Annotated in this window: 17 protein-coding genes; 12 read left to right on the top strand and 5 right to left on the bottom strand. The window is 36.2% G+C overall.

The annotated features are described in order from the left end of the window. Positions 1 to 6: 6 nt before the first annotated feature. From thiI to AC3EMB_RS22860, 5 genes are all read left to right on the top strand, one after another. The gene (gene thiI, locus AC3EMB_RS22880; RefSeq protein ID WP_000989275.1) at positions 7 to 1,221 is read left to right on the top strand and encodes a tRNA uracil 4-sulfurtransferase ThiI; all 1,215 of its coding nucleotides are present in this window, start codon (positions 7 to 9) and stop codon (positions 1,219 to 1,221) included. 80 nt (positions 1,222 to 1,301) lie between these two features. Continuing rightward, positions 1,302 to 1,499 carry an alpha/beta-type small acid-soluble spore protein gene (locus tag AC3EMB_RS22875; protein ID WP_000124490.1) on the top strand — a complete coding sequence of 66 codons (198 nt, stop codon included), beginning with the start codon at positions 1,302 to 1,304 and terminating at the stop codon, positions 1,497 to 1,499. A 175-nt stretch (positions 1,500 to 1,674) separates the two neighbouring features. Then, on the top strand, positions 1,675 to 3,261 hold the full coding sequence (mbcS, locus tag AC3EMB_RS22870; protein WP_182811921.1) for an acyl-CoA synthetase MbcS: 1,587 nt from the start codon (positions 1,675 to 1,677) through the stop codon (positions 3,259 to 3,261). Positions 3,262 to 3,363: 102 nt separating this feature from the next. Beyond that, on the top strand, positions 3,364 to 3,795 hold the full coding sequence (locus tag AC3EMB_RS22865) for a VOC family protein (RefSeq protein WP_000600350.1): 432 nt from the start codon (positions 3,364 to 3,366) through the stop codon (positions 3,793 to 3,795). A 71-nt stretch (positions 3,796 to 3,866) separates the two neighbouring features. Further along, a complete protein-coding gene (locus tag AC3EMB_RS22860) occupies positions 3,867 to 5,435 on the top strand; it encodes an amidohydrolase (protein ID WP_353810701.1) in 1,569 nt (522 codons plus the stop codon). A gap of 193 nt (positions 5,436 to 5,628) precedes the next feature. Here the strand turns inward: AC3EMB_RS22860 and AC3EMB_RS22855 are convergent, their stop codons facing one another. Further along, entirely contained in the window at positions 5,629 to 6,432 is an 804-nt protein-coding gene (locus AC3EMB_RS22855; protein ID WP_000785186.1) for an NAD kinase, read from the bottom strand. Between the two features lie 205 nt (positions 6,433 to 6,637). Between AC3EMB_RS22855 and AC3EMB_RS22850 the strand changes: the two genes are divergently transcribed. From AC3EMB_RS22850 to ackA, 5 genes are all read left to right on the top strand, one after another. Next, positions 6,638 to 7,276 carry a DUF2953 domain-containing protein gene (locus AC3EMB_RS22850; protein ID WP_002094156.1) on the top strand — a complete coding sequence of 213 codons (639 nt, stop codon included), beginning with the start codon at positions 6,638 to 6,640 and terminating at the stop codon, positions 7,274 to 7,276. Between the two features lie 12 nt (positions 7,277 to 7,288). Then, positions 7,289 to 7,684, top strand: coding sequence for a GerW family sporulation protein (ytfJ, locus tag AC3EMB_RS22845; protein WP_000350007.1), 396 nt, complete (start codon positions 7,289 to 7,291; stop codon positions 7,682 to 7,684). A gap of 134 nt (positions 7,685 to 7,818) precedes the next feature. Further along, positions 7,819 to 8,319: a thiol peroxidase gene (gene tpx, locus AC3EMB_RS22840; protein WP_000024527.1), complete on the top strand. Its 501-nt coding sequence runs from the start codon at positions 7,819 to 7,821 to the stop codon at positions 8,317 to 8,319. A 199-nt stretch (positions 8,320 to 8,518) separates the two neighbouring features. Continuing rightward, positions 8,519 to 9,505, top strand: coding sequence for a class I SAM-dependent methyltransferase (locus tag AC3EMB_RS22835; protein WP_000084365.1), 987 nt, complete (start codon positions 8,519 to 8,521; stop codon positions 9,503 to 9,505). A 299-nt stretch (positions 9,506 to 9,804) separates the two neighbouring features. Beyond that, complete coding sequence (ackA, locus tag AC3EMB_RS22830; RefSeq protein WP_000034575.1) at positions 9,805 to 10,998, top strand: acetate kinase; 1,194 nt, start codon at positions 9,805 to 9,807, stop codon at positions 10,996 to 10,998. A gap of 23 nt (positions 10,999 to 11,021) precedes the next feature. Here ackA and AC3EMB_RS22825 read toward each other — a convergent pair whose 3' ends face one another. Then, entirely contained in the window at positions 11,022 to 11,456 is a 435-nt protein-coding gene (locus AC3EMB_RS22825) for an NUDIX hydrolase (RefSeq protein WP_016080077.1), read from the bottom strand. Positions 11,457 to 11,526: 70 nt separating this feature from the next. Beyond that, positions 11,527 to 12,162, bottom strand: a complete 636-nt coding sequence (locus tag AC3EMB_RS22820) for a DUF1796 family putative cysteine peptidase (RefSeq protein WP_001054296.1) — start codon at positions 12,160 to 12,162, stop codon at positions 11,527 to 11,529. Between the two features lie 137 nt (positions 12,163 to 12,299). On the opposite strand from AC3EMB_RS22820, the gene AC3EMB_RS22815 reads away from it, so the two are divergent. After that, a complete protein-coding gene (locus AC3EMB_RS22815; RefSeq protein ID WP_001256853.1) occupies positions 12,300 to 13,133 on the top strand; it encodes an EcsC family protein in 834 nt (277 codons plus the stop codon). A 31-nt stretch (positions 13,134 to 13,164) separates the two neighbouring features. Here AC3EMB_RS22815 and AC3EMB_RS22810 read toward each other — a convergent pair whose 3' ends face one another. Further along, a complete protein-coding gene (locus AC3EMB_RS22810; protein WP_001244515.1) occupies positions 13,165 to 13,827 on the bottom strand; it encodes a YitT family protein in 663 nt (220 codons plus the stop codon). Positions 13,828 to 14,682: 855 nt separating this feature from the next. On the opposite strand from AC3EMB_RS22810, the gene AC3EMB_RS22805 reads away from it, so the two are divergent. Beyond that, on the top strand, positions 14,683 to 14,877 hold the full coding sequence (locus AC3EMB_RS22805; protein ID WP_000910278.1) for a hypothetical protein: 195 nt from the start codon (positions 14,683 to 14,685) through the stop codon (positions 14,875 to 14,877). 28 nt (positions 14,878 to 14,905) lie between these two features. On the opposite strand, the gene AC3EMB_RS22800 is transcribed toward AC3EMB_RS22805, so the two are convergent. Next, positions 14,906 to 15,223 (bottom strand): hypothetical protein, encoded by a 318-nt coding sequence (locus AC3EMB_RS22800; RefSeq protein WP_000417218.1) that lies wholly within the window; start codon positions 15,221 to 15,223, stop codon positions 14,906 to 14,908. Positions 15,224 to 15,229: the final 6 nt, after the last annotated feature.

The raw sequence follows: 15,229 nt of genomic DNA, 5'->3' as shown, positions 1-15,229 counted from the left end.
AGAAATATGATGACATATGAATATATTTTAGTGCGTTACGGAGAAATGACGACAAAAGGTAAAAACCGTTCTAAATTTGTAAGCACATTAAAAGATAACGTGAAGTTCAAACTGAAAAAGTTCCCAAATATTAAAATTGATGCAACGCATGACCGTATGTACATCCAGTTAAATGGTGAAGATCATGAAGCAATCTCTGAAAGATTGAAAGACGTATTTGGTATTCATAAGTTTAACTTAGCGATGAAAGTACCATCAGAATTAGAAGACATTAAAAAAGGTGCATTAGCAGCGTTCTTACAAGTAAAAGATGATGTGAAAACATTTAAAATTACAGTGCACCGTTCTGATAAGCGCTTCCCAATGAAGACGATGGAGTTACTTCCAGAAATCGGTGGGCACATTTTAGAAAATACAGAGGATATCACAGTAGACGTCCATAATCCAGATGTGAATGTACGTGTAGAAATTCGCAGTGGTTACAGCTATATTATGTGTGGTGAGCACATGGGAGCTGGCGGTTTACCAGTTGGCGTTGGCGGAAAAGTAATGGTACTTCTTTCTGGTGGTATTGATAGCCCAGTAGCAGCGTACTTAACGATGAAACGCGGCGTATCTGTGGAAGCAGTTCACTTCCATAGCCCACCTTTCACAAGTGAGCGTGCAAAACAAAAAGTAATCGATTTAGCACAAGAGTTAACGAAATACTGTAAACGTGTAACGCTTCACCTTATTCCGTTTACAGAAGTGCAAAAAACGATTAATAAAGAAATCCCATCTAGCTATTCAATGACGGTTATGCGCCGTATGATGATGCGTATTACAGAGCAGATTGCTGAGGAGCGTAATGCACTTGCAATCACAACTGGTGAAAGTCTTGGACAAGTAGCAAGCCAAACATTAGATAGTATGCATACGATTAACGAAGTAACAAACTACCCAGTTATTCGTCCGCTTATTACGATGGATAAATTAGAAATTATTAAAATTGCTGAAGAAATCGGCACGTATGATATTTCAATTCGTCCATACGAAGATTGCTGTACAGTATTCACACCAGCTAGCCCGGCGACGAAGCCGAAGCGTGAAAAAGCAAATCGATTTGAAGCGAAATACGATTTCACACCGTTAATCGAACAAGCTGTAGCGAACAAAGAAACAATGGTATTACAAACAGTTGAAGTAGTGGCGGAAGAAGAAAAATTCGAAGAACTTTTCTAAAACCATAAATTACCATATCTAAAATGTGTATGAAGTCATGTTATTTATCACACTCTATACTCACAAGGAGGTGATATAACATGGCACGTAGCACAAATAAATTAGCGGTTCCTGGTGCTGAATCAGCATTAGACCAAATGAAATACGAAATCGCTCAAGAGTTTGGTGTTCAACTTGGAGCGGATGCAACATCTCGCGCTAACGGTTCTGTTGGTGGCGAAATTACAAAACGTCTAGTTTCACTAGCTGAGCAACAATTAGGCGGTTTCCAAAAATAATCCCATATACGATGGCTTAGAAAGAGCGGGTTTTCCCGCTCTTTCTTTTTGTTGTTCAAATTAGTATAAATTCATTTCGACAAAAGCATAAAAAAATTGTCAAAAGAAGAGGGTTCAAAATTTACTGAAAATTCTTTATTATATAAGGGAGGCATAAAGAAAAAGGAGGATGTTTATGAAGAGAGAGGAATTGTTGGCACCACCATCTTATAATTTAGTTTCAGAAATAGAGAAATATACAGACGATAAAGAGAAGCTTGCTTTAATTTGGCAAGATGATAAAGGGAATAGACGAGAAGTTACATATTTTGAATTAATGCAAGGTGCAAATAAAATTGGAAACGCTTTTATAAAAAGTGGCTTACAAAAAGGGGACAAGCTCCTTATTATGATGCCGCGCTTAATTGAAGCTTACATGACGTATATTGCTGCGATTAAAGCAGGATTTGTCGTAATTCCGAGTTCGGAAATGTTGCGTAAAAAAGATATCGAATATCGAATTGGACATGGCGAAGTAAAAGCGATAGTAAGCTATGAGCCGTACATTGGACAGTTTGATGATATAGAAGCAATGGAATCTCTTCAAAAATTCGTCCTGAGCGAGCAGTCAGTAGACGGATGGATCAATTTAAAAACAGCACTAGAAACAGAAAGTGACATGTTAGAAATGGCGAAAACAGATAAAGAAGATATGGTCTTTTTATCTTACACGTCAGGGACGACAGGAAACCCGAAAGGTGTCGTTCATACGCACGCGTGGGCATACGCTCATTTACGTACAAGCGCCCCAAATTGGCTCGGAATTGAAGAGAATGATGTTGTATGGGCAACGGCTAGTCCAGGGTGGCAAAAGTGGATTTGGAGCCCGTTTTTAGCAACTCTCGGTTCAGGGGCAACAGGATTTGTATACAACGGTAAGTTTGAACCGAAAACGTATTTAAATTTATTAGGCGATAATAAGGTGAATGTGCTTTGTTGTACACCGACTGAGTATAGATTAATGGCAAAGGTAGAAGATTTAAGCGAGTACAATTTAGAGGCGTTACATAGCGCTGTATCCGCAGGTGAGCCGTTAAATAGAGAAGTCATTGGAACATTCCAAAAGCACTTTGATATTACAGTAAGAGACGGCTATGGGCAAACGGAAAATACACTACTTGTTGGTGTAATGAAAGGGATGGATATTAGACCAGGATCAATGGGGAAACCAACGCCAGGTAACCACGTCGATATCGTAAATGAGGAAGGTATTCCAGTTAAAGTAGGCGAGGTTGGTGATATTGCAGTTCACATTGAAACGCCGGCACTCTTTAAACAATATTATAAAGACGATGAGCGTACAGCGATGCAATTCCGCGGTGATTATTATATTACAGGTGATAAAGCGAAGAAAGATGAAGACGGCTACTTCTGGTTTGAAGGGCGCGGTGATGATATCATTATTAGCTCTGGTTATACAATCGGGCCGTTTGAAGTAGAGGATGCGCTTGTAAAACATCCTTACGTAAGAGAATGTGCGGTTGTCGCAAGTCCTGATGAAATTCGCGGAAGTGTCGTGAAGGCATTTATCGTATTAAGAGAGAATATAGAAAAGAACGAAGAAATATTAATTCCAACACTCCAACAACACGTCAAAGAACTCACTGCACCATATAAATACCCTCGCAAAATTGAATTTGTAGATGAACTACCAAAAACGATTTCTGGAAAAATTCGCCGTATTGAACTTAGAAAAAAAGAGATGGAGATTCCGTCAAAATAATTTTGAAAACAGTGAAGTAAATAGTTGAATGAAATGCAAAACAATGATAATATAAAAACGAACACAAGTTCGATTTTATAAATTTAAAAAAGAGGTGTCCGTATGATTTTAGGTATTAATCCGTACTTAGTTTTAGATGGTAGTGGGCAAGAAGCTGTACAGTTTTATAAAGAGGCTTTAGATGCAAAAGTAGAAGTCATGCAAACTTTTGGTGACATGCCTGAAAATCCAGAATACCCGATTCCAGCTGAAGCGAAAGAGCGCGTTTTACACGCTACTTTAAAAGTTGGTAATACGGATCTTATGATTTCTGATACATTCCCAGGTCAAGGGCATGCAATCGGATCTCAAGTAACAATCGCAATTCAAATTAGTAATGCAGAAAAAGCAAAAGAAGTATTCGATAAGTTACAAGAAGGTGGAGAAGTTATCATGCCACTTCAAGAAACATTCTGGAGCCCAGCATACGGACAAGTAAAAGATAAATTTAATATTGAATGGCAAGTTACAACGTCTACTACTGAACAAAAGTAATTTTTAGAAAAGCACCATGTTTTGAAATGGTGCTTTTTTTTATACAATAAAAAATAAAGGAGATGGGATATATGGGAGAAATTTGGTATGGCGGTACCATTTACACAATGAGAGAAGAAAATGAAAAAGTGGACGCTGTTTACATTGAAAACGGTACGATCGTTGATTTTGGAAGTAAAGAAGAGTTAGAAAACCAATATGCCGCGGTTACATTGCACGATTTAAAAGGCAAAACAATGATCCCAGGTCTCGTTGATAGCCATATGCATCTTATTGGGCATGGAGAGAGATTACTCCGTCTAGATTTATCAAATTGTACATCTTATGGTGAAGTGCTTACTCTTGTTCAGAAGCGAGTTAAAGAAGCTCCAAAGGGCTCTTGGATTATTGGAGAAGGATGGAATGAAAATAACTTTACAGATACGAAAGATGTTCACGCGCGTGATTTAGATGAAATTTCGAAAGAACACCCCATTTTATTAAAGCGAGTTTGTCGTCACGTTACATGGGTGAATTCATACATATTGCAAGAAGCGAACATAACAGAAGCGACGCAAAATCCAAAAGGCGGGAAAATCGGTAGGGATTCATCAAATAAGTTAACAGGACTTTTATATGAACAAGGACAAGAATTAATTAAACATGTTCAGCCTGAAATTGATGAAGCGTATTTACAAAGAGCTTTGCAAATAGCGATTAAAGATTGCTGGAAATACGGACTTGTTGGCGGGCATACGGAAGATTTAAATTACTATGGTGGTTTTAGAAAAACGCATAATGCGTTTTCTCACGTTATAAAAAAAATGCCATTTAAAGCACATTTGCTCGTTCACCATGAAGTAGCACATGAACGAAAAGAATATGAAAATGAACATTATATTGAATTTGGTGCAATGAAAATTTTTTCTGACGGCTCTTTTGGAGGAAGAACAGCATTATTAAGTGAACCGTATGAAGATGCAAAGGAAACGGATGGGGTTGCAATTTTCTCGCGTGAAGAACTTGCAGAATTAGTGAAGAAAGCACGAGACTTACATATGCCAGTTGCGATTCATACTATCGGTGACTTGTCGCTTGAATATGTTATTGATGCACTCGAATTATATCCACCAGCAGAAGGGTTACGTGACCGTATTATTCATTGTCAGCTTGCTCGTGAAGAGTTGATAGAAAGAATGAAAAACTTGCAAGCCATTATCGATATACAGCCAGTCTTTCTTTCATCAGATTTTCCATCAGTCATTGAAAAACTGGGAGAACACCGTCTTCGTTATGCGTATGCTTGGAAGACATTACTGGAAGCAGGACTACATTGTAATGGTGGCTCAGATGCTCCTATTGAACAAGTAAATCCGTTTCTAGGCATATATAGCGCTGTTACACGTAGAAGTTTTATTGACGGTGTATGCTATATGCCTGAGGAAAGATTAACGGTATATGAGGCTGTTTCTTTATTTACAACAGGGAGTGCCTATGCAATCGGAAAAGAAGCGAAACGAGGGCAAATTACAAAAGGATATGAAGCAGACTTTACAATATTAGACCACAATATTTTTGAAATTGAGGCAGAAGAAATAAAAGAAGTACAAGCAGAAATGACCGTAATAGATGGCCGAGTTGTCTATAGAAAAGATGTGTAAAAATATATCAGCGATTTTCGGAATATATCGACCGTAACTCGAAATATATCAGCGATTATTAAAATATATCGAATTACCGACAAAAACTGACAAGAATAACGGCCGGATAGTAAGAGATTATTGTTCGCGTCAATCGGGGTAAATAAATAACCGCAGAATTATGGAATTCCATAATTCTGCGGTTATTTTAATCCTATAAAAACGTTCTCTGTACTTTTTCCCAGAACGAATTATTTTTTAATTTAACTGTTTTAATTTGTTTATCGCTTAAGCGTACAACAGCTTTTTCCACTTGTTTAATGCTAAGCGCTTCGTTATCCATGCCGATAACAGGATAATCGTTACCGTCTGGTCTTAGTTTTAAAGTTAATGTACGTTCGTGATTTAAAATGAACGGTGAACCGAGCGTACGGTAAGTGTTGTTGTTTAAAGATGCTAGTTCGCTTACTTGGAAACATGGAATAAGTGGGTCAACAACTGCACCATGCAATGATTTATTGTAAGCAGTACTTCCTGTTGGGGTAGAAACTACTAAACCGTCTCCTCTAAATGTTTCGAAATATAAATCATCAACGTGAACATCTACAACGAATGTTTTAATAATGCTAGAACGTAATGAGAACTCATTTAAACAATGGAAAGATGTACTGTGATCTACATCTACCTGAATTGTTGGATATTTTCGCACTTCAATTTCATTTTTTGTAATTTCTTGAAGGGCTGTATCAACGTGATCAATGTGGAAATCGCAGTAGAACGAAGTTTCATCTTTCGTAGAAATCCCTGCGTATAAGCAATCTTCCCTAAAACCAGTTTTACGAACGGCTTGTAAGAAGGTTGCATCATCTCCAACACTGACGATAGCGTTTGCATTTTTTGGATGATCTAATATGGTAAATCCATTCTCTTCTAAAATACGATAGATTGGTTTCATTTTTTCAACGAGCGTTGCTTTGTCATCACCATAAAAGAAAAATAAATTGCGACGATCTGCCATTATGTATCCCTCCACTGCAGTTAAATTTTCTGTTTTTCGTGCTACATATCATTAGAGTCCGTTCCCTGATGATATGTTCAAATAATATATTTCGATACAAATTGTCAAAATACCTTTTTATTTTTAGAAAAATTTTTATATTCAATCTTATGGAACTCTGTTTAATGATGAATAAAGTTGTCGATAATGGGTACGGAGTGAAAGGATGATACGTATGAAGTGGCTCGTAATTGGAATAATAATTCTTCTCCTTTTTATTTTGCTTATACTATTGTCGAAAATATCGCTTAAGGTGACATTTTTATATTCAGAAATGGAAAAGCAATGTTTATTTCAAGTGAAAATATGGATGATTCGATATACATTTGATGTATTGGAAAGAATTGAAAAACAGCAGAAAAAAACAGGACAGAAAATCGAAAAAGCTGAAGAGGACGGCGGACTAGATAATAAAATTATGGCGCAACTTGACAGTATTGGAGAACTGATAAAAAGGCTTCAAAAAGTTCATACTATCGTTAAAGATTTTCTCAAACGAGTGAAAATCAATGGTTGGAAATGGCATACGCAAATTGGAGCAGGCGACGCAGCTAGTACTGGAATTGTCACTGGATATGCATGGGGGACAAAAGGAATGGCTGCTGGAGTTGTCGGACAATATATGCATATTGTCGATGTACCAGAATTTGAAATTACTCCTGTTTTTCAAGGGAAAGGATTTGCATCGAGATGCGAGTTAACAGCATCTTTTCGTATATTTCGTACTATAAAAACAGCGGTGAAATTGCTCATATTTATGAGGCAGCAAAAATCTGGTATGACAGAAAAATCTGTTCAAGCATAGGGGGGATATAGAATGGACCATCCAATTCAAGGTTTAATGACAACCGCAATGCAGCATTTAAAACAAATGACTGATGTAAATACAATTGTTGGTGACCCAATTAAAGCGGCAGATGGAAGTGTAATTCTTACTGTTTCGAAAGTAAGTTTCGGATTTGCTGCTGGTGGAAGTGAATTTGGTAGGGTAGAACATTCAGGCCGTCATCCATTTGGCGGAGGAAGTGGAGGAGGAGTTTCTATTAATCCTGTTGCCTTTCTTGTTATAAATGGAGATGGTGTGAAAGTATTACATTTAGATAAGCAAACGCATGTCATCGATAAAATAATTGAATTAGCGCCACAAGCTGTTGATAAAGTGAAAGAAATGATGGATAAACGAAAAGAAGATGATCCTGAATTTCAAATTTAACGAATAAAGAAGCTAATCAATAGGTTAGCTTCTTTTATTTTTTTGTAAATAAAGCGATTTTATTTGCATTATCGATAGGGACAAACTATCATTTACATTGTACATATTTTGTTTAAATAAGGGAGGATTTTCAAGTGGCAAACGTAACTTTTAAAGGTAATCCAATGACTTTAGTTGGAACAGAAGTTAAAGTTGGCGACCAAGCGCCAAACTTCCAAGTATTAGCAAACGACTTATCTCCAGTAAGTTTAGAAACATACAAAGGCGAAGTAAAATTAATTAGTGTTGTACCTTCAATCGACACAGGTGTGTGTGATGCACAAACACGTCGTTTTAACCAAGATGCAGCAGGTATTGAAAACGCAAAAGTATTAACAATTAGCGCTGATTTACCATTCGCTCAAAAACGCTGGTGTGCAGCAAACGGTTTAGAAAATGTTGTAACACTTTCTGACCACCGTGACCTTTCATTCGGTGAAGCTTACGGCTTAGTAATGAAAGAACTTCGTTTACTTGCTCGTGCAGTATTCGTAGTAGATAGCAACGACAAAGTAGTTTACGTAGAATACGTAGGCGAAGGTACAAGCCATCCAAACTATGAAGCAGCATTAGAAGCAGCTAAATCTGCAAAGTAATGTGAAGGAAATGACCTCTTATAAAGAGGTCGTTTTTTCTCATATATCGCTGCGTAACGGTGCCGATATATGAGAAAAAACGTTATATCATATATAACTTGAGAGGGAGCTCTTTACAGGAGGTCGCTTTTTCTTTTTGGAAAAAATCACTTTGTGGTATGATATAAGTTATGTGTAAAAGAGAGAAGGAGGAATGTACGTGAGTCAGACAGTGGAAACATTATTTTCTATTTTTGATTCTTCTGCGGTAGTTTTACGTAAAGAATTAGATGTGACATATTTAGAGGCGCTTGTAGAAACAGGTGATAACTTGTTTGAGGGAGCGATTTTACAAGAGGAATTATCCGAATCAGCAATTGAAAGGCTGAATCGTGAATATAGTACGTTTAATGAAGAAACATATAAAGGTGAAGAAATTCGTAAAGCATTTCAGTTAGCCATCTTAAAAGGAATGAAAGAAGGCGTACAAGCGAATCATGAAATGACGCCTGATGCAGTTGGGATGTTCATGAGTTACTTATTCCATAAATTTATGCAAGGTCAAAACGAAATTACAGTTTTAGATCCTGCAATTGGAACAGGAAATTTAATGACTACAGTGTTTAATAGCGCCAAAGAAGGACTAACAATGAGTGGATTTGGTGTAGAAGTGGATGAAGTGCTAATTAAACTTGCTTTAGTAAATGCAAATTTACAAAAGCATGCAATCGAATTCTTCCATCAAGATGGACTAGCACCACTTTATATCGATCCAGTTGATGCAGTCGTTTCAGACTTACCGATTGGTTACTATCCAAACGAAATCGGTGCCAGTGAATATAAATTAAAAGCAGATGAAGGAATGTCGTATGCTCATCACTTATTTATTGAACAAAGTGTGAAACATACGAAAGAGGGCGGGTACTTATTCTTCTTAGTACCAAACTTCATTTTTGAAAGTGACCAGGCACCAAAATTACATGCATTTATTAAAGAAACATGCTTTATTCAAGGGTTATTACAGCTTCCTGTTTCCATGTTTAAAAACGAGAAAAATGCAAAAAGTATATTTGTTCTCCAAAAGAAAGGCTCTAATGTAACAATGCCAAAACAGGCGTTATTAGTGGAGTTGCCTAAATTCTCTAACATGAAGGCGATGGAGAACATTATGGATCAATTAAATACTTGGTTTGCAACACATAAATAAAGCTGGGTGTATGTAACAGCATTAGTGATTCATGTAGTACAGTTTTATATAATATGTCATATTTTTAAATATATACTAGATTTAACTGAATTTTTTTGAAATCTGTAATATATATTTTTTCTTGGTGTTACAATTTTTTCACTTGAAATATATGTCGGACGATGTTTAAATTAAAATCGTGAGTATAAAATTTGCTAATGATGAAACGTTTTCATATTTAGTAAATTTGATTAGATAAAATCGAGCGGTTTGTGGAAACATCCACACAACTACCAAGAGAAAAAGGGGCGAAAGACTAGATGTCAAAAATCATCGCGATTAACGCAGGAAGCTCTTCCTTAAAATTCCAATTATTTGAAATGCCAAGTGAAACAGTATTAACAAAAGGTTTAGTAGAACGTATCGGTTTAGAAGATAGTATCTTCACTATTACTGTAGATGGCGAAAAACAAAAAGAAATTACAAACATTCCAGATCACGCAGTAGCAGTTAATATGCTTCTTAAAAAGTTAACTGAAAACGGAATCGTTAAATCTCTAGATGAGATTGGCGGTATCGGTCACCGTGTCGTTCACGGCGGCGAAAAATTTGCTGACTCTGTTTTAATTACTGATGAAGTATTAGCTGATATCGAAGAATTAAGCGATTTAGCACCACTTCATAACCCAGCAAACGTTGTTGGTATTAAAGCATTCCAAGAAGTATTACCAAACGTACCAGCAGTAGCAGTATTCGATACAGCATTCCACCAAACAATGCCGGAATCTGCATTCCTATACAGCTTACCATATGAGTACTATGAAAAATTCGGCATCCGTAAATACGGTTTCCACGGAACTTCTCATAAATATGTAACTGAGCGTGCGGCTGAATTATTAGGTCGTCCAATTGAAAGCTTAAGCTTACTTTCTTGTCACTTAGGTAACGGTGCAAGTATCGCAGCAGTAGAAGGCGGTAAATCTATCGATACTTCTATGGGCTTCACTCCACTTGCTGGTGTAACAATGGGTACACGTTCTGGTAACCTTGACCCTGCGTTAATTCCATACATCATGGAAAAAACAGGCCAAACAGTAGAAGAAGTAGTTAACGTATTAAACAAGAAGAGTGGTATGTTAGGTCTTACTGGTTACTCTAGTGACCTACGTGACATCATTGCGAAAGAAGAAGAAGGCGACCACCGTGCGAAAGTAGCACTTGATGTATTCGTAAGCCGTATCCATAAATACATCGGTTCTTACACTGCTCGTATGAAAGGTGTAGACGCAATCATCTTCACAGCTGGTGTAGGTGAAAACAGTGCGATTATTCGTGAGCGCGTATTAGAAGGCCTTGAGTACATGGGCGTATACTTCGATGCAAAACGTAATAACGTATTCGGTGAAGAAGCATTCATCAGCTTCCCACACTCTCCAGTAAAAATTATCGTAATTCCAACTGACGAAGAAGTTATGATTGCTCGTGACGTACTACGTCTTGGAGATATTGGTTAATATATGAAAAGAAAGACGAGATCCTATAGGATTTCGTCTTTTTTCTTTTGGATGTATTTTAAAACTCCATCTGGATATAATATTTTTTCTTTCTGAATGAATGCCGTAATAGGAATCCATTTCGCATACGCTACTGTTTGCTCATCTTGTATATTTAATATTTTCATTTCATATAGTGATGTGTCTAATAAACGCAAAGAATATAGTTGAATGATTTCATGACCAATGCCCCCATCTAGATGAAAGACATTTTCTAAACAACCTAAATAATTGATGATTTCTATCTCCGTATGAAGCTCTTCTGTAAACTCCCGAATAACAGTATGTGCTGATTTTTCACCAAGTTCAATGGAACCGCCAAGAGGACGATAATATGTTTCGCCTTCTGTATGATATTCTTGTACGAGAAGACGATCTTGATGTACAGCAAGACCGAAAGCTTTTGCACGTGGATACATATAGAATCACTCCTTATTTGTTTTGTATAAGGACGATTATAATGTATGGTGTGATAAAAGTATCGTGTATTTAAGTGTGTGGTCTAACTGTAATTCCATCAAATAAGTCTTTCCAAAATGCTTCATTGTATTGGTATACATCCATAATAGGACATTTCATAACGCAAGTACGTTGTAATCCCCAATCTTCTTGGGTGATAGTTGGTATATCGGCAGGAATTAGTAATAGGACAGAGAATGTATGTGTAACGATTTGAGATAAAATTTGTTCTAGGGAACATGCTTCTTCATATGTTCCTCCAGTTCGAATAAACAATATGGATTCTGCCGTTTCAATTGTAGTTAGAAAACGATTAATTCGATGTTCATAGTTTAACTTAATTTCTGTATAAGAAGGCCAATAATTTGGTGTGTTTACATCTGTTTTAAAGTCATGACAGGAGTCAATTTCATAAAGGTTGTCCCTTAATCTTAATTTGGCATCATCATCCCAAAATGAGATGAAGGATAGATTTTCGAAATTTAAAAAACGGTCAAATCGATTTTGTAATAATAAATTTACTTTCGTTAATGAAGGACTTAGCATAAAATCAATAACGCCAAAAAATGGTGATAATTCTAATTGATATAATGCCCAAGCAGGCCAACAGTTTTGTCCTAAGCTGAATACTGCGTTATAGTTTTGTTTTAGATTGGATAGATTCATGTGAAGTATCTCATCCTTTTTGCTATTATTTTATGTCACTCATAAAGGGTATGTGAAAAGAGATATACAAGCATATTTGTAAAGAATAAGCAGAAATATGTTACAATAGAAAAAAATCGAACGAGGTGGTTGTTACGATGCGATCGAAGCGAGAACAAGCCATTTTAGACAATATAAAAGAATGGGAAGCGCAATTAGTTGAGCAAGAAGCGACCGATTTTCAAAAAGTGTTTGATAAATGGTTACATACTACAGTTGCGAAATTACCTGAGAAAAAGCGAAAAGAATTCTTCACGAAAGCAGATGGATGGCTCTTTCATTTGCATGCATTTATTCAAAGTTCACAAGCACAGTTAGACGCACGTAATCGGATTTTAGGAACATCGAGATTATTTGATGAATCGATTGAACAGCTTGAAGATTTGAAAGCATTATCTATTGATCAGTTAACATACATAGCAGAGCAGCAAACAGCACGTCATCGTCTATATTCATTTGTGCAAGGCGGGGCGACAGGTGCTGGAGGTTTATTATTATTAACGGCGGATTTTCCGGTTATGATCGCGTTAAATGTGAAGGCGGTCCAACTTATTGCAACATCATTTGGACATGATGTGAACAAGCCATATGAAATGATGCTTGCGTTAAAGGTGTTTCACGCGTCATTACTACCAGGAAGACTTCAGCAATACGCATGGTACAATTTATTGCAAGAGCTGGAACAAGAAGATTCGTTCTTTTATGAAGGAGACGAAGCAGTGTTACAAACAGCTTCTACTGAAGTTGTGTTAAAACAAATTTTGAAGACATTTTCGATTTATGCTCTTCGTCGTAAATTATTCCAAGGTATTCCGGTAATTGGAATGGCAATTGGATCTACAGTGAATTATCGTTTAACAAGAAACGTTACTGAATTTGCAAATAGATTTTATCAAGTGCGCCATATAGTCGAGAAAGAAAAAAGAGCATAAAAAAAGCGAGAGGCCGAAGCCTTTCGCTTTTTTAATTTGTTGCATGTTTTTTGGACATTGGAACAGATACTGGCTGTTTTTCTGCTGTTTTTTCTGTTTTTGGATAATAAATTAAATCCAATGTTTTTGCCTGTACGGCAATCGAAAGAATAGTAAAAGCAATTTCTGTCCAATTTAAATAATATAATGAAAGCGCAAGAACAATCGCGTCAAAGACGAAGAAAATTTGCCCAATTGTAAAACGAGTTCGTTTACTTAATACAATTGTTAAAATATCGTCTCCACCGGTTGCACCGCCAAATCGCAATATAAAACCGAGTCCAATACCAGCTAACGCACCGCCAACTACTGCAGCTATAAATAAGTTATTTGATAAATCTACCGTAAATGGAGAATAATTTTCCATAAAGGAATAAAATACTCCGAATGAAATTGAACCTAAGAATGAGTAGCCAACCATTTTTCTACCTAAAAATGAAGCACACAGTAAAATAATTGGGATATCCATTAATACAGTTGAAATAGATGGTGAAATATCATAAAAGTTTTGAATGAATAGTGCAATTCCTACAAAGCCACCTTCTGTTAAGTGGTTTTGGAAGTGAATGTGATATAGCGCTGCTGCTAAAATAAATGAACCGATTAAAACCATAAAAATTTCTTTAATAATTTGCCGACTTTGGATGTTCCTCATCGTTATTCCTTCTTTCCGTAGTTAGTAGTCCTTTTTGTGTTGTAAACTAACTACGAGCTCACATGTAGCTTTCAGTTAGTTTACGAAAAAACTAACTACGCTATATGTCGCTGAAGAAATAACGAATAATCCTCTCGTCCATCAATTCTCCCTACCTTCGTTTTAGTTTAAGTCTTAAAACGACTAAACAAAACGTGGAGTAGGATTCGTCATTTAGCAATCCTGCTCTTCTTTGTTTTGTTTAGTTAGTAACAATTAAGTCCTAAACAAAACGCTATGTGTAAGAAGAGTCTTTTTTTTGCCAAATTATCCTTCGGGCAATCATAATTTCCCCACTCTCGTATTTTTTTCGCTAGACTAAAGTATCTGAGCTAAAAAATACGCTACGTGTATGATTCGTCAATACGATGCCACATGCTCCTTCGAGCGATCATGATATCAAAATCCCTTCCTTCAAGATTTATACTATTATATCATACTTTTAAAAAATGTATGCGGATGGAAACCGACAATAAACGGAGGGAATCTACAAAAAATGTTATGTTTAAATATTTTTGTAGAAAAGCCTAAGTTATTTCGGAGGATTGGACAGTTTGTAACGGTTTGTCCAATAAGTAAGAAAAAAAGGGTTTTATTCAGTTGTATTCTTTTCATCACTTTTATCTTTAAAAAACGCATCCCAACTAATCACACTTAAAAAAGTTAAAGCGATAATAACGAAAGCACGCATAAGCTTTAGACCCCCCTTTTGTACATAGTATATGAATCATTCGATTCGGAATGTGTCATTTTTTTACAAGTCTTAACTATTATGAGAGTATATTAATATAGATAGATGAAGGGGAGAGCGAAGATATGTTAAAAGATATGTTCAAAAGAAAAGAATTAATATGCGTTTCATGTCAGAAAAAAATTCAATATGAAGAAGAGCTTGTTGCTTTTGTAAAGTTGCCGAAAGAAAGAAGTATATTAGTTGGTCCATTCGATGTATGTTTGGCGAAAACAGCACAAGAAATATATTGTAAATCTTGTTACGACAAAAAAGCATGACCCAAAGTAATTGAGGGGCATGCTTTTTTCATTGGTGTGCTTTCCCCTCAGATACATTTTGAGTGAGTCGATACCAAAGCCAAAGGTCATTAATGATAGAAGCAAGATCGGCAATTTCTGAATTTAGTTTACAAGAAACTTCGAAATCTTCTTCGTTATTTAAATAATGTTGTTTTGTATTAATATAGTGCTCAAGTTCTTTTATACGATCAGGAATTTTCCCGCGAACTTGTTCCCATTTTAGTAAAATAGCATGTTGCATTTTTTCGGGGATTTCTTCCCAGTCTTCTTGTAAATGCGGAATTTCAATTCCTAGATGTTCGTCGTATAAGAAATACTTTTCCATAAGTTC

It is taken from the genome of Bacillus sp. LQ16, assembly GCF_057784645.1.
This window is presented reverse-complemented; position numbering and strand designations above follow the sequence as displayed.